At 36.5% G+C, this 18,531-nt stretch carries 18 protein-coding genes; 3 read left to right on the top strand and 15 right to left on the bottom strand.

The window, feature by feature from the left end; genetic code table 11:
• The 12 genes from ACP5SP_RS05805 to ACP5SP_RS05750 form a co-directional block, all read right to left on the bottom strand.
• Nucleotides 1-844: recombinase family protein (locus ACP5SP_RS05805; protein WP_428076205.1), on the bottom strand; the 844-nt coding region annotated here is incomplete at its 3' end.
• A gap of 34 nt (nucleotides 845-878) precedes the next feature.
• Nucleotides 879-1,253 (bottom strand): hypothetical protein, encoded by a 375-nt coding sequence (locus tag ACP5SP_RS05800; protein WP_428076203.1) that lies wholly within the window; start codon nucleotides 1,251-1,253, stop codon nucleotides 879-881.
• Complete coding sequence (locus ACP5SP_RS05795; RefSeq protein ID WP_428076201.1) at nucleotides 1,250-1,504, bottom strand: hypothetical protein; 255 nt, start codon at nucleotides 1,502-1,504, stop codon at nucleotides 1,250-1,252. Before ACP5SP_RS05795 ends, ACP5SP_RS05800 begins: the two co-directional genes overlap by 4 nt.
• A gap of 159 nt (nucleotides 1,505-1,663) precedes the next feature.
• Nucleotides 1,664-2,245, bottom strand: coding sequence for a copper amine oxidase N-terminal domain-containing protein (locus tag ACP5SP_RS05790; RefSeq protein WP_428076199.1), 582 nt, complete (start codon nucleotides 2,243-2,245; stop codon nucleotides 1,664-1,666).
• Nucleotides 2,246-2,494: 249 nt separating this feature from the next.
• Nucleotides 2,495-3,415 carry a RadC family protein gene (radC, locus tag ACP5SP_RS05785; protein ID WP_428076197.1) on the bottom strand — a complete coding sequence of 307 codons (921 nt, stop codon included), beginning with the start codon at nucleotides 3,413-3,415 and terminating at the stop codon, nucleotides 2,495-2,497.
• Nucleotides 3,416-3,427: 12 nt separating this feature from the next.
• Entirely contained in the window at nucleotides 3,428-4,099 is a 672-nt protein-coding gene (locus ACP5SP_RS05780) for a M48 family metallopeptidase (RefSeq protein ID WP_428076195.1), read from the bottom strand.
• Nucleotides 4,086-7,277: a type I restriction endonuclease subunit R gene (locus ACP5SP_RS05775; protein ID WP_428076193.1), complete on the bottom strand. Its 3,192-nt coding sequence runs from the start codon at nucleotides 7,275-7,277 to the stop codon at nucleotides 4,086-4,088. Before ACP5SP_RS05775 ends, ACP5SP_RS05780 begins: the two co-directional genes overlap by 14 nt.
• 11 nt (nucleotides 7,278-7,288) lie before the next feature.
• Nucleotides 7,289-8,194: a restriction endonuclease gene (locus ACP5SP_RS05770; RefSeq protein ID WP_428076191.1), complete on the bottom strand. Its 906-nt coding sequence runs from the start codon at nucleotides 8,192-8,194 to the stop codon at nucleotides 7,289-7,291.
• Nucleotides 8,195-9,517, bottom strand: coding sequence for a restriction endonuclease subunit S (locus ACP5SP_RS05765; RefSeq protein ID WP_428076189.1), 1,323 nt, complete (start codon nucleotides 9,515-9,517; stop codon nucleotides 8,195-8,197).
• A 175-nt stretch (nucleotides 9,518-9,692) separates the two neighbouring features.
• Entirely contained in the window at nucleotides 9,693-11,042 is a 1,350-nt protein-coding gene (locus ACP5SP_RS05760) for an ATP-binding protein (protein ID WP_428076187.1), read from the bottom strand.
• A 181-nt stretch (nucleotides 11,043-11,223) separates the two neighbouring features.
• Complete coding sequence (locus ACP5SP_RS05755; RefSeq protein ID WP_428076185.1) at nucleotides 11,224-13,671, bottom strand: type I restriction-modification system subunit M; 2,448 nt, start codon at nucleotides 13,669-13,671, stop codon at nucleotides 11,224-11,226.
• A 168-nt stretch (nucleotides 13,672-13,839) separates the two neighbouring features.
• Complete coding sequence (locus ACP5SP_RS05750; RefSeq protein WP_428076183.1) at nucleotides 13,840-14,844, bottom strand: D-alanine--D-alanine ligase family protein; 1,005 nt, start codon at nucleotides 14,842-14,844, stop codon at nucleotides 13,840-13,842.
• Between the two features lie 139 nt (nucleotides 14,845-14,983).
• Between ACP5SP_RS05750 and ACP5SP_RS05745 the strand changes: the two genes are divergently transcribed.
• Together ACP5SP_RS05745 and trhA are read left to right on the top strand one after the other, a co-directional pair.
• Nucleotides 14,984-15,250 (top strand): hemolysin III family protein, encoded by a 267-nt coding sequence (locus tag ACP5SP_RS05745; protein WP_428076181.1) that lies wholly within the window; start codon nucleotides 14,984-14,986, stop codon nucleotides 15,248-15,250.
• 50 nt (nucleotides 15,251-15,300) lie between these two features.
• Nucleotides 15,301-15,633 (top strand): PAQR family membrane homeostasis protein TrhA, encoded by a 333-nt coding sequence (gene trhA, locus ACP5SP_RS05740; RefSeq protein WP_428076179.1) that lies wholly within the window; start codon nucleotides 15,301-15,303, stop codon nucleotides 15,631-15,633.
• Nucleotides 15,634-15,670: 37 nt separating this feature from the next.
• Here the strand turns inward: trhA and ACP5SP_RS05735 are convergent, their stop codons facing one another.
• Nucleotides 15,671-15,958, bottom strand: a complete 288-nt coding sequence (locus ACP5SP_RS05735; protein ID WP_428076177.1) for a ferritin — start codon at nucleotides 15,956-15,958, stop codon at nucleotides 15,671-15,673.
• A gap of 219 nt (nucleotides 15,959-16,177) precedes the next feature.
• On the opposite strand from ACP5SP_RS05735, the gene ACP5SP_RS05730 reads away from it, so the two are divergent.
• On the top strand, nucleotides 16,178-17,359 hold the full coding sequence (locus ACP5SP_RS05730) for an IS110 family transposase (RefSeq protein ID WP_428076175.1): 1,182 nt from the start codon (nucleotides 16,178-16,180) through the stop codon (nucleotides 17,357-17,359).
• Here ACP5SP_RS05730 and ACP5SP_RS05725 read toward each other — a convergent pair.
• Nucleotides 17,322-17,822 (bottom strand): YjcQ family protein, encoded by a 501-nt coding sequence (locus tag ACP5SP_RS05725; RefSeq protein WP_428076173.1) that lies wholly within the window; start codon nucleotides 17,820-17,822, stop codon nucleotides 17,322-17,324. The genes ACP5SP_RS05730 and ACP5SP_RS05725 overlap by 38 nt on opposite strands.
• A 154-nt stretch (nucleotides 17,823-17,976) precedes the next feature.
• The coding region (locus ACP5SP_RS05720) for an N-acetylmuramoyl-L-alanine amidase (protein ID WP_428076171.1) at nucleotides 17,977-18,531 on the bottom strand (555 nt) is incomplete at its 5' end.

The following is an 18,531-nucleotide window of genomic DNA, read 5'->3' as shown; positions in this document are numbered from 1 at the left end:
AATAGTTATGTTTGCAGTAAGGGCAGTAGATCAACTTCTGGAAAATAGCAATATGCTTTGTTGGTCTCTGTCCTTTTTTGTATTTTTTCTGCACCGAAAAGAATAGTTCAAGAGGTATTATGGACTCATGGTTTCCTTTTATCCATTTAGTTATATCCTGTCCGTGGTATCCGTGCTTATCTTTGCGAGGTGCCAGATAACCTGCATAAATAGGATTGTCTAAAATAGTTTTTACTCTGTCCACACCGAGTTTAACTTCTTTTGCTATCGCTCTTGAAGTAATACCCTGATTTGCTAAATTGAAAACTTTTTTGACTATCTCCGACTGCTCGTTATGGATCACGAGGTTATTACCGTTTTCTCGTATATATCCATACGGAGTCTGCCCACTGTGAAGACCTTTATAAAATCTGTTCAAAAAAGAATCAATTGCTCTATCCACATTAATTTCTGTTTCAAAATTTGCAAAATCAACAAGTATATTCAGCATAAGGCGACCCATAGAGGTTGAAGTATCGAACTGCTGAGTAAGTGAAACAAATGAAATATTATGTTCCCGTAGTATTTTCATTGTAGTATGAAAATCAAGAATAGAACGAGATAATCTGTCTATTTTATAGACTAATAAAATATCAAACTTGTTTTGTTGAACATCTGACAGCATTGCTTGAAAACAGGGTCTGTCAGTATCCTTACCCGAAAAGCCGCCATCCTCGTAAGTTTTATATAACTCCCAGTTATGATTTTTAACATACTCAATAAGCCTTTCTTTCTGCATATCAAGGCTTTCGCCGTTGATAGCCTGTCCTGGTGTTGAAACTCTTATGTAGATTGCCGCTTTCATTCGCTAAAACTTACCTCTCCTTTTAGTATTTTCATCAGCCACTATATCGTTTCTTCATTACCAATTCAACGTAATTATATTCATCTACTTTCTTTGCTATTGTCGAGTTTTGATCGAGAAGCAATTTCTCTTTAATATGATATTTTTTAATAATCTCTTGAATACCTTTCAGAAAAGTCACATAGCAGTCACCGTTTTGTCCTTCATCAATCCCTTTAATTAGTTCTTTATTTAATCGACCTCTTATCGCAGTGTCCCACATCACAAATAAAGCTGGATGCAATAGGCTTAAAGCCTCGCTTGCCCCAGTTTGACCGAGTAATCCCCTAAACTGTTCAAACACATCTCTAATATCACTCCATGCATTATCATCAACCTTTTCTATAGAATACTTTTCTAATGATTTCAACTTATCTTTATTCGCTCGAATGAGTTCTCCCACATTCTTAAAATCCAGCTTTTTGGTTGATATTGCAGCGAAATTCCAGGTGAATAGTAATAAGAGTACCCCCTTAACAGTATTCTTTTCTTCATACCAGTTTTCAGGATTTGTTTAGATTTTTTAATAAATTCCTCAGCAAGTTCATAGCAAAAAGCACGAGGATCTTTCGAAAATTCTTGTGTGGGGTCATAAAATCCCTCATATAACTTGTCTTCCATTTAATTCCTCCTTATAGTGTCTGTAGGCATATTGCCTAACTTGTTTACTTTCCCTCCTATTTAAATTTTTTCACCATGTATATGATTACACCTACAATTTCAAAGTCCTTTGATAGCTTGGCTTGGTGTGCTAACTCTTATGTAGATGGCGGCTTTCATTTATTGTTCGTATACCGTTATCGTATATTCACAGTTTGCAGCTGTTATATCAAGAAAATAATTTTTTTCTCCTATCTTAATATAGGTTTCATTGGATAAGGTTCCATTTTTAAAAGAACCCATAGCTGATTCGATAAAAAGATCTGGGTCATCGGTTGAATAAACAAAAAATCCAAATAATCCCCCACCATAGAGACCCTCTTTAGCAGAAAAAACTATTTTCCAAGTTTTTGAGTGAATTGTAAAAGGTTGAGTTTTAACAGAATCACCACCTTTAAATTCAATAACTTTTTTCCACTCTCCACTTGATTGAGTTTTATCGTTAATATCTATTCTGTTATTTGTGCTATCCCATTTAACCTCTTTATTAAGCGCTTCGGAGATAAATCTCAAGGGGACTACAGTTCTGCTATTGTAAATAAAAGGTTCGACCTCAGGTGTTACTTTCTGACCATTTACATAAATTGATATGTTGCGATATGTAACCATTATTGTTTTATTACCAAGAACTCCGTATACAACATTAACAAAAATTAAAACACATAATACTGCAACTAAAGAAATGATAATGATTTTACGCATACGAACCTCATTTAAGTTTTATTTACTTCTCTTTGGAGGTCATCTTGCCATTTTATGCTTCTTTTTCAAGGTACTTGTTTATAGTATTCTTTTTGGATTTAACCGAATAAATTCTATAGGAGAAATAAAATAAGTCAATAGATTGTACGCATTACAAGATTATGAATAATATTTAATTCGCTCACAAGGAAGCAAATACAAAGATGGGAGGCTCATAATATCATAGCTTATTCATTTTCTGTAAAAAGTCTAAATTAGTTTAGCGCTAGCAAAACTAAAATAGTCCTCGTGATTTTTGCCGATGATTATGTGGTCAAGCACCTTAACATTTACAAGTTCCAGGGCTTTTACGATTTGGCTTGTGATTTTTACATCTTCTTCTGAAGGCTCCACCTCTCCTGATGGGTGGTTGTGGATAAGAATCACAGAGGAAGCAGAATGAAGGGTTGCCTCCTTCACGACTTCTTTAGGGTCAACAATGCTTGCATTTACGCTTCCCTTACTTATTTCAATGTGTTTTATGGGTTTATTTTTTACATCAAGAAGTACCACAATGAAAAATTCGTTTTTTGCATCCCTGAGGTATGGTGCAAAGAATTCTCTAACGTATTGCACTGCCTCTCGGGGGCTTCTTATCTTTTTTATGGTTTGTGCCTGTTCCTGCATGAGTCGCTTGCCAATTTCGAAAGCAGCCTTAATTTGGGTTGCCTTTGCCATACCAATGCCTTCAAGCTTGCAAAGTTCCTCAATAGTTGTGTTGTCCAAAGCGCGAAGAGTCTTAAATTTATTTAATATTTTTAATGCAAGGCTTTCTGCACTTTCGGAAACACTGCCTGTTCTGAGAATTATTGCAAGAAGTTTTGATAAGGGTAAGTTTTTGCTACCAGCTTTCGCAAGGAGTTCCCTTGGGCGCTCGCTTTCCACCCAGTGCTTTATAGGGATATAAGAATTAGTTTTAGATGTCTCTTTCTTTATATCTTTCCTAATTGTTTTGCAATCTTCTTCATTCTTTATCTCGAGGACACTGAGAATATCAGCTTTCTCGTTTTCCTGTAATAAGATATGTTTCTTTTTTAAAAAGAAAACTTTTCCTTTCTTCGATATGGCAGGGTAAATTCTTTTGGTAGCAAGAAATTGAATTGCTTCACCACGGCTTTTAATTTTTTCCATAGCAACTCCTTTTTATATGACTAACATCTGTCCCTTTTCATTAAGCCACGCCCTTGCATTTTTATAACCTGGCAGAATGACTTTCACATGTTCCCAGAATGTCTTTGAATGGTTGTGCTCGATTATGTGGCACAGTTCGTGCACGATAACATAATCAATAACAAAAATAGGTGCCATAACGAGTCTGTATGTAAAACTCAAATTTCTCTCCCGAGAGCACGAGCCCCACCTTTTCATTGCGGAGGTTATTTTCACTTTGTTGTATTTAATGCCTGCAAGGTTTGAATAATAATTCACCCTTTCGGAAATAAACTTTCGCGCCTCATTCCTGTACCAGTTTATGAATATGTCCTTCGCAAAGGGTTGCATATCCTCCCTAAGATAAAAAGCATTGTCAAATTTAAAGGGCTCCTCCTGCGCATAAACGATAAACAGCCTGTAAGTCCTCCCAAGGTAAAGAAAGCTTTCCCCCGAAACAAACCCTTTAGAAGATGGCTTTTCAATGGTTTTTGCAATGGCAATCCTCTTGTTAATCCAACTTTTGTGTTTCTCTATTACTTTGTTAACGGCAACTTTAGAAACAAAATACGGTGCTTTAACAATAAGCGTTGCCCTGTCAGTTACTTCAATGGCGATGGTTTTTCTCTTCGAGTGAATAATTTGCTCTATTTCAATTTCGTTCATGGGATGCACCGAAGATGTAATACGCAGTTTCAAGTATATGCTGGGCAATAAATGCTCTTTTATCTTGCAAGGTCTTCTTAAGATAATCCTCATTTGCTTCTTTTATACCTTGAAAATCCGATTTATTTAGCAAAAGCAGTTTATAGTTGATTTTCGCGCGCAGTGCCTTCTGCTTGCCAGCGCTGTCCCAGAAATCCACAACCTTTATGTCTTTCTTAACTTCGCTGAGAATTTCTTTTGTAAGTCTTACTAAAAAATTAGCTTCCTCTTCGCTTAGTTCTTCATATTTCTTTTTTCCGTATATTTCCTTTAAAAGGATGCCAAAGAAAGGCATCTCTTTATTCTTATCAAGCCCCAAATCCCTTTCTTTGCTTCTTCCTTCCTTGATTTCCTCTCGCAGCGCTTTAAGATTGCGGTCAATTTCATCCCAGTTTTCCTTATACTTCTTCAATATCTCTTCCAGTTTCTCTGCAAACCTCTCGTAAAGTTCTGGATCTTCCGCAAGATGGTCGATAATATATTTCCTTGTAGCAGTTTCAAGAGCAGTTGCCCGTTGCTTTGCAGTTGAAAATGCCTTTATCTTGTTAAGAAACTCATTATCAAGCAGGTTTGTCTCGGGAATTTTTGGCTCAATGCCTTTAGAAACAAGGTATTCCTCTACGATATTCTTTACCTTTTCTGACGCTTCTCTTACGCTCGGGCCTTGCCTTAAAGCATTTCTTAAAGTTTCTTTAATAAAGCCCGCTGTTTTTAATGCTTCTTTGAATCTAAGCGCATATGGGTCGGGTAGAACAATATCCATATACCTATTGAAATTATTTGTAAGATTATAAAACTCGTTTCTCCTTTCTTCGTCAGAAAGAAGCAAGTCAATGCATACATTAGTTTCTTTAAGAAAATCCTTGATTCCAATATTCAAAAAGAAACTAACAAGGTCATTGTATGCTTTGGTAAGTTTGTCTTTAGCTTCTTCTTTGTTTGAAACAACTCCCCAAATTTCGTTTATATCCTTTTCATAGTAGTTTGCCAAAGCCTCTTTTAGATGATTAAATACTCCCACATAATCAATAACAAATCCTGCACTTTTATTTTTATACACCCTGTTAACCCTTGCAATTGCCTGAAGTAAGTTGTGCTCTTGTATTACGTTATCAAGGTAAATCACCTGTTCTATGGGTGCGTCAAAACCCGTGATAAGCATGCTTTGAACCACAATAATGCCCATATCTCCTGAAATGCCTTTCTCGTTGTATCCAAAAGGTAACTTGAAACTTTTGATTTCCATTTCCTGCTTATCAGGGTTAGTGTACTTCCTTAATTCTTCTTCATCGTTAAGTGTCCCTGAAATTATTGCAGTGATTTTAACATTCCTAAGTTTTTCAATATCTATATTAAGAGGGTTATGTTTCATAAGTTCATCAATTTTTTCTTTAAGCGCTTCGGTAAGTGCATCCCTATACCTTGCTGCAGCAAGCCTTGAAGCAGTAACAACTTGCGCTTTAAAGCCATTAACAAATATATTTTCGACATAGTGGTCTACCATGTCTTTTGCCTTATCTTTTATGACGTTCCTATCTTCCAAATATGCAAGCCATGTATATTTTCCCATTATCATCTTCTTTTCATCTGCACCAACAAATCTAAAAACATCCTCAAATTTTCGGTTCATTGCTTCTCTATCTTTAACCTCTGCTATATGTGCCCGCCCTTCATAAAGAATGGGGACTGTAACGCCATCTTCAATAGACTGCTTTATTGTGTATCTGTCAATATATTCTCCAAAAGTTGTTTCTGTCTTGTCAATGGGAGTTCCTGTGAAGGCAATTCTCACAGCATTTGGAAGGGAGTATTGCAAATTTGCTCCAAGTTCTTTGTACTCGGAGCGATGTGCTTCATCAATCATGATAAGGATTTTGGGAGATGTGTTAAGCAGCGGGAACTTCTCTTGAAGTTCTGTTTCTTGAAACTTGCTAATCATACACATAACAAGTTCTGGCGTGTTGGTTTTAAGGAGTTCTTGCAAGTGTTTAATGCTCCTTGCAACTTTCACAGTAAAGCCTACACTTTTTGAAGTATCGTTTAACTGCCTTTCAAGATCTATTCGGTCAGTGATAAACACTATTTTATAATCTCCAAATTCCTCTTGATGGTGGTAGAGGTCTCGCACGGTAAACATCATTGTAAGAGATTTACCTGAGCCCTGAGTATGCCAGATAATACCGCCCTTTTCAAGAGGAGTTTTACCGAATTTTATTTGCTCGATAATTTTCTTTACTGCCCTGAACTGGTGGTAACGAGCAACAATTTTTGCAGTTCCTTTCTCTGTATCTCTAAAAATCGTGTAAGTATGCATTAAGTCAAGAAGATTTTCCCTTGAAAGAACCCCCTGAATAACAATGTCCTGCATTGAATGCCCAGTTTCCAAATCCTGGAGAGTATAAGGATAGGGGTCTTTCCACTCCACAAAGTGCTCATACTCTGACGTAATTGTTCCGACTTTCGCCATGTATCTTGCAGTTGCAATCTGAAGGAGATTATAGTAAAAGAGTTTTTTATTACCTTCTTTCACATCTCTTCTCTCGGAATACCTCATAAGTTGAGTGATTGCTTCGTATATGGGGTCGGTTATTGCTGGAGATTTGCACTCCACAACTACAAGAGGAATACCATTTACAAAAAGCACAATATCAGGGATGATGTGATTCTCTGTGCCTTGGATACTCACCTTAAACTGCGAGATTGCTATGAAAGAATTGTTTTCAGTATTTTTGAGGTCAATGTATTTTACGCTAGGACTTTTTTCCTTTGTGATAGGATTTTCAGAAACTGAAGTGTTATAAGTAAGCAGTTCGTGGATTTCCCGGTTAATTTCAATGAAGGAATTACTACTTGGGACTGTAAGCCTGCGAACAACCTCGCTTACCTGTGAATCATCAAGAAATGGGTTAATTCTTTTAAGCGAATTCCTTAACTCTCCTTCCAGGATAATATCTGAAAAGTTTTCCCTGAAAGTTTCAGCAGTACCTGCAATTGGCTCGCTCTCTTCGTCAAAACCAATAAACTCGTATGCAACTTCAGGATTATATGCATCCTGCCTGTAAACTCGCCATCCAAGGCCTTTTAGTTTCTTTAAGAAATCATTTTCTACAAAATGCTCTTCGTCAAGAACTGAAGTCATCGTCACTCCTTTTATTGATACTCATCAAAGTAATCGTCGTCTACCTTTTTTATTTCAATTGTATATTTTGTTTCTACACCCACATTATACTTAATCATATAATCAAGCAAATTATCTTTATCAATTAGTATCACCTTTATATCGCTAATACTGTCAACATAGTCTAAGGCCTCCTTCGTAAATGTCGAAGTGGTAATAAATATTCCTTTCTTTGCTCCTTTTCCGTGGAGTGCACCAACAAATGCCTGAATTTCCTTTCTTCCAATTGCACCTTTGTCCCATCTTTTTGCCTGAAGATAAATGTTATCCAAGCCCAAGATGTCTTCCTTTATGACACCGTCAACACCTTCGTCTCCGCTTCTCCCCAGAAGTTTACTCGCTTCTTCAAATGACCCACCATATCCCATATTCACAACAAGGTCTAAAACAAGGCGTTCGAAGAAACTCGGAGAAGACTTAAGAATCCTTTCAAGAAGCTCAGTTTTAATAATACTGTTAATTTCTTCTACTTTTTGGGAAATTACTTCCTCTGGAGTAGTCTCTTGTGATTCTATCTCAGAGACCTTTTCGTTTTTGTGGCTTTTATGAAATTCCACAAATTCGGGAAACTTCATTAAATATTTAACATCCATTATGGGTAGGTTCTCTTTAAGCACTTCTAAACCACGCTCTGTTATTATTATACTTCCTCTTTCAGGAACATCAACAAGTTTTGCCTTATATAGATATGTCCTCGCCCAACCCACTCTGTTTTTAAATACTCTCTGTGTACCGCTTGGCAAAATAGCATTTCTCTCCTCTTCGGTTAGGTTAAATTGTTTTGCAAGATAATTTTCTAACTCCTCCATGCTATGAGTTTTCCCATCTTTAAGAAATTTAAGAATAGGCAAAAAACTCTCATGAAATTTCGGTATCATCTAACTTCCCTCCTTTATCAAATGATTTACCCTCACTTTGCCTGTCAACAAATCTTCCATAAGACCTTTTTTAATACGCTCAAGCTTTTCTTTGTAGGCCTGCTCTTTTTCTATGACTGAGTCAACCTGAGAGAGGACTTGAGCAATGAGATGTTGTTCCTGAAGAGGAGGAAGAGGGAGAAGAATATTTTTTAAAAGTTGTTGATTTAATTTTTCTCTAGTACTCCCAGAAATGTAAGAACCTATGTCCTCATAATTAATAAAATATTTAAGAAAGTCATTATTCAAAATACCATCTTCCCCACATGCAATATGAACATGATTATTTGGCCAAAACTTTCCCTTCATAATATAAGCAGTCTCAGAAAACCGTGAATATTTACCTCCATCTTCTGCAATCAATACAAATTCCCCATTAAATATGTAATCATTGATGTAGTCAATTATTCCTGTTGCCCCGCAGTATGGAATATCTCCTTTTATGTTTGCTCGATAATTTTCATCTAACGGTATTCTTTGAGAATCAAAAATATCACAAACCTCTCCCAACTTTTTTACTTCCCAGTCTTCGGGGATTTTACCGAGGGGGGAGTCCTTCCATTTAGTATTAGGGATGCCAATAAAAGCTTTGCCGCCAATAACAAATTGGTTTGGTTGAGAAGCATCGAAAGTCTTGGATTCCTCGCCTTCGGCTTCGGAATGACTTAGTGGACGTAATCGTATTTTTCCCGTGAGCAAATCTTCCATTAAGCCCTTTTTAATCCGTTTGTATTTTTCAATAATCGCATCGGTTTTTTCGATAGCATTATCAACGGTCTCCAAAATCCCCGCAATCTTTTGTTGCTCATGAAGAGGAGGGAGAAGAAAATCAAAAGTTACGAGTCTTGAAAAATTAAGACTTTCTCTGACCGAGCCTGCTGTATTATTTATTACCCGATTATTAAATATCTTCATCTGAGTATGATACCTAAAGAACTTTGGAATTAACGAAGCTTCAGTTTTAAATACAACATACATTGGGCTTACTATTGCCTCTTCATGCTGCTCATTTAGGGCGATTGAACCAACGTTTATTCTTGCAGGATTATAAGCATAACAGAACTTCTTCACAACTTTATAATTTCTTGTGTCAACACTACTAAGATTTCTGCCAAAAAACTCTGTTTGATCCACAAATCCAAATAGATTTGAAATTGTCAAAACAACTTTAACATTATTATTGATATTTCTTTCTTTTGATTCTTTTATCACTTCCCCCAGCCTTACCCTTCTCCAGCCTTCGGGGAGGTTTTCGTCGGTTTCAATTCTGTTTTTCTCGCTCACGTTTTTTCACTCTCACTTCTCATCTTCACCCTCACTTCTCACACCTTCAAAAAGGAGATGCTTCGCTTCGCTCAGCATGACGAGAATAAATGTATAACGGGAAGAGATACGCTTCCATTTGCAATAAGTGGGCTCTTTCGCCAGATAATCGCCAAAATTGCCAAGTAATCGCCAACTAATCGCCAAACTTGTTAATAGCATAATGTAAACTTCTACCTTTCCCTTTTGCAACTAAAATACTTTTTTCAACCAAGCCTTTTAAATCAAGTCTTGCTCCTTCATCTGAAATGTTTACAAGCTCTCTATATTCTCTGTTCGTAATCCTTCCGTTCTTTTTTACGTACATTACTGCCTTTATTTGTCTTTCATTTAAGCCCAAAGTTTTCAAATATTCTTCTGTATACCTATCCTTCATAAACCACAGGTTAAATTCAACATGGTTTGCTTTAATTTCTGGTTCAGGAAGATTTTGTCCTTTCAAAGCGTTTCTCATCCTCTCTATTCCAGAGCCTAAAGACTCAATAATTCCTGCTGTGTAAAAGATATTTGCAATAAGGGGATTTCTTGGCCTTGAAGCATGAGCTGAAAGCAGTTCTTCTAATGTTATCCCTTCAGGTAATCCACCAAGATTGTTAAACCAAATTTTGTCATCATACACTTTTATTTGAGTTTCTCTACCCTCCAGGTAGTCGCGGTGAACAAGAGCATTTGCAATCGCCTCCCTTATAGCAGGAAGTGGATAATCCCAGATATCCTCACGATTAAAACCCTTTATCTCGTATCGTACGTTTATGAGGCTTTTGATTGCTTCTTCTGTCTCGTAGTACTGCTTAAACAGATTGCCCCCTATCCACCTATCGCCAATGATCGTTATTTCATCTTTTAATCTCATTACCCTCATTCTTGCACCTAAGAAAAATTGTTGTGGATTTTTTCCAAATAGAAGGATACAAGCATTGGTGAAACGTCCGTTTTCTATAAGCCCGAGCATTGTTAATAAATCAATTATTGAAATATCGTTTCTTGGCAGATTCAACCTACCCCTTGCTGTTCCAAGGGAAATGAAGTTTTCAATTGCATCCTTGTCGAGATAATCTTCATTAAATTTCTCATTTGTGAGTCTTTCCCAACGCAAATCGCGCTTAAAAAACCTCGACAATTCATCAGTACTCATTTCTCTTGTTGTATTGCCAACTCTCTTATAATAAATACCTCTGTACTTTATTGGAATTGCAGACTTGGGAACGTCAATTTTTATTAGCTTTTTACTGTCGAACTTAATAACTTTTATCTCTGGTTGAAAACCAAGAGAATCAACAATTTTATCAACTATATCCTTGAATTCGCTATCCTTTAAATCAAGCCCGACAACTTCTTTCTTATCACTAACTCCAATTAAAAGTGTCTCCCCACTTGTATTTGCAAAAGCAGAGATGGTTTTCAAAACTCCTTCATTGAACTTCTCTTTCAACTCCATAAACTGGCTCTCGCTTTCGCTGATAAGTTTTCTAATATCTTTGCTCATTCAAGGGCTCCATGTTTGTGTGCTTTTTGCTGCACACAAATTGCGTTGCGTGCAATAAAACACTTTTCACGGCACACAAAACTTTTTGTGTACGCTCTACCGTACACAAACTTTCTTGCGTACGGTGATTTTGTTTTCGTTGTACGCAACATTTTATACATAGATTCTAACGTATTTAATTCTAACATAATTTTTTATACCCCAGATGCTCAAGAAACTCGTTGAGCTTCTTTACATCCTCATCTCTTTCTTTAACAAGCTCTTCGAGAGACTTCTTGTACTTGTCCCAGAAATTTTCAAAGATTTTAATGAGCTCTTTTTTCTCTGCGTTAATATATTTATCAAGGTTATTCTTGGCAACTTCGTAAAACCTTTCAAGGATAAGTTCTTTTGCCTCGTCCTGAGAGAGGTTTTCTTTTTTCAAAGCAACACTCTTTGCAATCTCCTTTTCTTTATCAGTATATTTCTTGCGCGCTTCTTTTATTTCTCTTTCTTTTGCTTCAATACGGTTGAGCAAATCTTTCCATATGTTCAATTCCTTATCAACTGGAATACTTTTTGATTTCAGAAGATCGTTTATAGTTTCTTTTAGATAATCCTTAACTTTTTTAGCAGTTTTTTCGCCTTGCTCTTCTTCATCCCAATCTTCTATTTCCTCAAAAAGCTCGTTCAATTCACCTTCAAGAAGCGAAATTTGCGCCTCAAGACCTTCCAGCTCACCAAGTTCCCCAGCGAAAAACTTATTTTTAATCTGCTCTTCTTCAATAAGGTTTTTGCTAAATCCGTCTGCAACAATTGCCTTGAACTCGTAGAAAAGCTCTTCCCACCAATTAACAAACACACCTGCCACTTTAAACTCATCAAGAACACCGAGAGGAAGAATTTTCAACTTCAATTTTGAAAGCGCATTTTCTCTAAATTGCCAAAGGTTGTTACGACCTTTAAACTTCTCTATCTCGCCTTTAATTTCAGCAAACCATTCCTCAAGCTCCAGTTCATGCTCCATGAAAACATCCTGCAGACGAGTTTTCTCTTCGATTATTTCTTTTATCTTTGCTTTTTCAGCAGTAATTTCGACGAACCCAAAATTATGATCATCGACCTTCTTAAGAAGGAGCGTGTAATCCACTCCAAGTTTTTTAAAAGTATTCTCACTTGCAAGGACTTCACTTTCAGGTATTCCGCCAAAGATATGTGCAGAAACGTTTTCTGCTTCTACCTCTGGAGAATTATCGACGTAACGCCTTATGTTTAAATTAAAATCATTTTCTTCAATTTCTTTTATATCTACAAGGCGGGAGTACTTTGGCACTTCAAGTCTATTGTCAAACACATGCACAATCTTTTCTATATCCTCAGGACGAAGGTAATTCTGATTTCTGCCTTCGCCGTATTCTCTATCTGCATTTATGAAAAGAATTTTATTTCTCATTTCAAGAGGTTTATTTTTATTTATCACAATAATGCATGCAGGAATGCCTACATTGTAAAAAAGCTTTGCAGGAAGTCCAATGATTGCCTCAATGATGTCGTCTTTTACCATTCCTTCGCGGATGGTCTTTTCTATCCCTCCCCTGAAAAGGACGCCGTGGGGCATAACTGAAGCAAGCATACCCTTATCTTTTGTGCTTGCAATCATGTGCTGGAGGAACATCAAATCGGCTTTTTTGCCATTCTCTGGAGTGAAGCCATAGCGGAACCTTTCTTCAAATTTCATATTTTGCCTTGAGTAATTCTGTGAAAATGGAGGATTTGCAAGTACTCTATCGAATTGTTTGATATAGTTTGCTTCAACAAACTTTGGAGTGGTAAGAGTGTCCTCATTTTCAATATGTGCATCTCGAATACCGTGAAGGATCATATTGATTTTGCAGATTGACCATGTAAGACTGTTTAACTCCTGCCCGTATAATCCAAGATTATGCGAATCTTGCCCCTGGCTTTCAATATAATTTTTTGCTTCAATTAGGAATCCTCCTGAACCAACAGTTGGGTCATAAATGGTCATTCCTTCTTGCGGCTTCAAAACCTGCACCATAAGTTTTTTTACATGGGGTGGAGTATAAAATTCGCCACCTTTCTTTCCCGCTGAATCTGCAAATTGCTTAAGGAGATATTCATAAGCTGCACCTAAAAGGTCGGGGAACTCAAAGTTGTCAGTAGTGAGTTTGTATTGGTTAAAGTGGTTAATAAGGTTGATAAGTTGCTCATCTTTTAATTTTGTCCGCCCTTTTGTGGCATTAAAGTCAATGTGCTTTAAGACTCCTTCAAGCATTTCTGAGTTCACATTTTCAAGTGCAGCAAGTGCCTTATTTAAAGATTCTCCAACATTTTCTTTTAACTTAAGTAAATTCTCATAGCGGGCTTCCTTGGGAACGAAAAATGTATCGCCATATAAGTTTGGGTCTTCAAGTAGTTGATCAATCTCACTGTCAGCATGTCCTGTTCCTTTTAAGCTTGTAAGGAGTTCTTCGCGCTTTTTATCAAAAACATCGCTTGTGTGTTTCAAGAATAGCATACCGAAGATATATTCTTTATACTCGGAAGCATCCATATTACCTCGAAGTATGTCCGCTGCCTTAAATAAGTGAGTCTCAAGCTGCCTGAGTGTTATCTTTTCTCCGTTCATTAACCCTCCCCAATTGCTTAAACGATGCAATCCTTACACATTAGGTCCTATTGCTCAGAGCCTTTTTATAAGATATCATAAGGGCAATTTTTATCCTTCTTGCAATGGGCCTCGTATACTGCGAGCCATAATCAACTACAATTATTTCATCCATATCATTGTAACACCTCAAAATATTACTCTCTCATTTCTTGTTATTCGTTCAAACGAAGCTTCTAATATATCGTTTATTAACTCTTCATAAGTTTTTCCAGTAAGCTTGTACATTCTTGGAAAATCGGAATAATCTCTTTCAAGTCCTACCACGGCATTTACTTCGAGTATATATGGGATACCGTTTCTGCCGATCCTTATATCGAAACGAGCAATGTCCCTCAGATTAAGCACAGTAAATGCTTTTATAACATTTTCCTCAATCTTTTTGATGGTCTCCTTTGAAATTCTTGCAGGTAAAAAATATTGAGCTTTTTCTGCATAATCAACTTTGAATTTATAAGTTTGTATCCCATTTGATGCCTTTGACTCTCTCTTATTTAATGAGGAAAAATCAATTTCCATTGGCGGAAGCATTTTTGGTGGAAAGTTTCCGATTATTCCAGCAGTAATTTCTGTTCCGTCAATAAATTCCTCTATCATAACTGGCCTTCGTAACCTCTGGAATATTCTTGAGGAGGATATCTTCACTTCTTCTATTGAGTAGCAAATAGACCTTGAGGAAATTCCTATGCTTGAGCCTTCGAAAACAGGCTTTACAATTACAGGGAAAGAGTCAATGTTTGCTATTTCTTCATTTGGCGTTGTTATAAACTGGTATAATTTCGGAACACTAACCCCGGCACCTTGCATAATCATCTTGGTTGCGACTTTATTTACCGATAATGACACAGCAAGCGCAGAAGATCCAGTATAAGGGATTTTTAATTCATCAAGAATTGAAGGAACATATGCCTCTCCGTATATTCCGTTTTTCCCTTCTGCTACATTAAATACGAGTTGAGGTCTGTCCAAAGAAAGAAGATAGAACAATGTTTCAGAGCCTGCTTCATAAAGTTTAACCCTGTGCCCTTTGCTTTCAAGTGCTCTTTTAATGTTCTCAATAGTTTCCGGGCTATCGAAGACAGAATTTCTTTCGCTAAAACTTTTTCTTAGGTTAAAGGTTAAGCCGATTCTCATGATATTCTCACAATTAATTGTAGGAAAACTTGAATGCATGTCAATAGTTTTTTTGAGTTTTTTAAAAGAATTCTTTATTTGTTAAAATTTATTAAATAGTCTTATAATTTGTTGTTAAAATTTTAAGGAGAGGATGTCAATGAAAATAATACCTAAAATTCCAACGAAGAAAGAAGAAATTGGCAATTTTATTACACACACGGTAGGCACAGGACTTGCAGTTGCAGGGCTTGTAATGTTAATTATCAAAGCAGTCAGGATAGGAGGGGCCCTGAGGATTTTAAGTTTTATGATTTTTGGCATAACGCTGGTCCTTCTTTACGTTGCTTCATCCCTTTATCATGGCCTTCCAATAATTTTAAAATCTGCAAGGCTTCAAAAAGTGCTGAGGATTTTTGATCATTAGCGATTTTTCTTCTAATTGCAGGCACATATACTCCATTTTTACTTGTTGTATTGAAAGATAAATTAGGTTTCTCGATGTTTTTTATTGTATGGGCAATTGCTCTAGCAGGGATTGTTTTAAAGGCTATTTTTATAAATAAATACCCTGTTCTCTTCACTGCAATTTACATTGCAATGGGATGGCTGATTGTTTTTGCAATAAAGCCCTTAATGGCTGCTTTGCCAAGAGGGGGCATCGTTCTACTTTTTCTTGGAGGGCTGACCTATACGCTCGGTGTTATTTTTTATGCATGGCAAAAACTACAGTACAATCATTTCATATGGCATTTTTTTGTACTGTTTGGAAGTATCTTTCACTATTTTGCCATTTTGTTTTACGTTTAAAATGGCAGCTCCAGATAAAGTTAACTATGTCTCTTTTTTAACCGAACCTCGTTACATCCCCTTCTTTGAAGAGGATTTCTTTTAATTCTTTGTCAAATTTATCGTCCACTCTTCTGATATACTCAATAAGCATTGCAGCATGCTCTTTTTCCTCGTCCCTGTTGTGAATTAGGATAGATTTGAGGTTCTCGTCGTTTGTTGCATTGGCTCTCTGACTGTAGTAGTCAACAGCCTCCAATTCCTCTATGAGGGATGAGAGCGCTCTGTGAAGGTCCATTCCCTTTTCCCCAATATGCTCTTCTTTCTCGTAAATATTTCCTGCCATTTTTACCTCCTACCAATAATTTTGATAAAATTGAATATAGAAATTAAAGAAGCAGGAAAACGTACTTAGCACCTGGGCCATAGAAGTCCGTAAAGGAGTTTGTTTCCTGCTTCCTGAACCCGAATAAGTTGGTTGGGACTTTGAGCCCGTGTAAATATGGAGGAAGGGTTGGGGAGCAGAGCCTGCTTCAGAAACTAAAACATTGGAGGTGTTTTTAGGATGAATTACGAGTTTTATGTTGGCGTAGATGTATCTAAAGATTCTTTTGCTGTGTGTATCAAAGATTCTAAAGGAAATGATGTCTTTCAAAGCTCTTTTACCCAATCCCTTGATGGCTTCCAGAGCTTCCTTGATGCTATAAATAGATCTACTTCCCAAGCCCCCTCTATTGTAGGTATGGAATCTACTTCTATCTACTACCTTAACCTCATGGCTTTCCTCATTGAACATAACATCAACACAGTAGTTATTAACCCTTCTGTAATTAATAAGTTCTCTAAACTCGACATTAGGCCGTACAAATCTGACAAGAAGGATGCCTCTACTATAGCTCAGTATCTCTCTTATTCTAAACCAGAACCTCAAAATCAAGCGAAACTCTCTGAACTTAAAATACTTGTGAGGGAGAGAGAAAAGCTTGTAAGAGAAGTCTCTTACCTTAAAGACAGCATCCTTAGGTGTATCTATGTACTTTTCCCTGAACTTGAGAGAAACATTAATATTTTTACTAAGGGGATGCTTCAATTCTTGTTGAAGTTTCCTTCTTACGAAAGGATCAATAAAGCTAAAAAGAAGGCGATTGAATACGAGTTCTCTCAAGCCTTTAACGGCAGGGGGAAGAAGCCTTCTTTCACAGCTTTCGATATTATTGAGCTTGCCGATAACTCTATCGGAATACATTCTAAAGCTTTTGAAGAGATCCTTATAAGCAACGTAAAGAGGCTTCTTATGATAGAAGAAGAGATTGATAAATTTGACCATCTTCTTTCTTGCGGCATTAAAGAAGTTGAGATAGAAGAAATCAAGATTATATCTTCTATCCCAGGGATTGGGAATTGTTTGGCTACAAGTTTTGTATGCGAGCTTCCTAGTATAGATGCATTTAGAAGTGAAAAAAGTCTTATAGCATTTGTAGGAATTGATCCAGTCATAAAACAATCTGGAAGATATAAAGCTGAGTTTAATATCTCTAAAAGAGGGAATAGGCATCTTCGGAGAATAATATATCTTATGGCCATGAATGTAATTAGGTTTGATGGAAGATTCAGGGACTACTTTCATAAGCTTAGAGAAAGAGGCAAGAGCTATATGGTTGCTATTATAGCTACAGCTAATAAATTGCTTAGAACTATATATTCCATGCTTATTCATGGTACTTTTTATTCTCCCAATTATTCATAGTTGACTCCTTTGAGTTTTCAATTTCTTTCTTCAATTTTTCTTCGCTGACTAATTCAATCAGAGAATCAGCTTGTTTTTCAATCATATTAATATTTTCTATAGATATATTTGAAACATTAGACTGGCTGATATTAGACCCTGTAATACTGCCTGTGTTAATGAAGAAATTGCTTAATTTATCGCCAATTACAAATTTAAAAGGATCTTCTATGATATCCCTGCCTTTAGGTGTAGGGTTAATCTCATGAACATATATTATTGTACCATTTAATCCAGAAACAAAGCTCACTCCAATAATATATCCTTTATCATTTAAGTACCTTATATCATTTGCTAAAATCTCCTCGTTAATATTTAATTCATTAGAAAGAGTACTTATATCCACTTTGCTATGCTCTTTTACAAAGTGGTAATAAATTGCAGCGAGTACTTTAAGGTATTCCTCTCTTAAAATCATTTCCATAAAATCTCTCCTCCTAATAAAATTATATAAAAGTCTTATCAATTTTTTCGAAATTAAAAAGTTTTATGAAGACTAAATTTAAGAAATCTTCGTGAATAAAAAACTCTCCTGCCGTAAGATAGGAGAGTTCTGCTATACAATATTGGTACTATATTTAGTTTTGCAATGTTTTCAAAATCCTATACGCAATCAGCATTGCCTCTTCTCGTGTTATGAAGTCGTGAGGTTTCAGATATCCTTTGCCGTCGCCTTTGATTATCCCGAGTTGTTTAAGCGTCTTCACTTCGTTAATGTAAGGATAGTCTTCTCCAATGTCAAAAAACGGCTTGCCACCTCGCAGTGCGTCAAGCAGATGCACATAAGGGAAGTTTTTGCCAGGGCATTCTGTTGAGCCTGCCGTTCCTGTGATATCAGAAACAATGTCCCTATGCCTCAATACATTTTGAAGCATTACATTGTATTTCTTCATCAAATCTTTTATGAGTTTTACTCCAGCATTAAACTGTCCGGTGGGCATTTCAATATTCTCAAAGTTTCCCAAGAAACAAACTCCCACACTTACAAGGTTTGCCTGGTAGTTCGTGCAGTGCCAAGAAGGTTGCTCCACTGGTTGACCGTTGAATACTTTGCCAGTGTGTCCTATGATGAAATGGTAATCGCATTTGTAATCTGGATACTGTTTTATCCACTTCTCGGATTGATTTTTACA

This window comes from Caldisericum sp. (assembly GCF_049967455.1).
Taxonomy (GTDB): domain Bacteria; phylum Caldisericota; class Caldisericia; order Caldisericales; family Caldisericaceae; genus Caldisericum; species Caldisericum exile_A.
The sequence above is the reverse complement of the archived record's forward strand: the minus strand, read 5'-3'. Positions and strand labels throughout refer to the sequence as shown.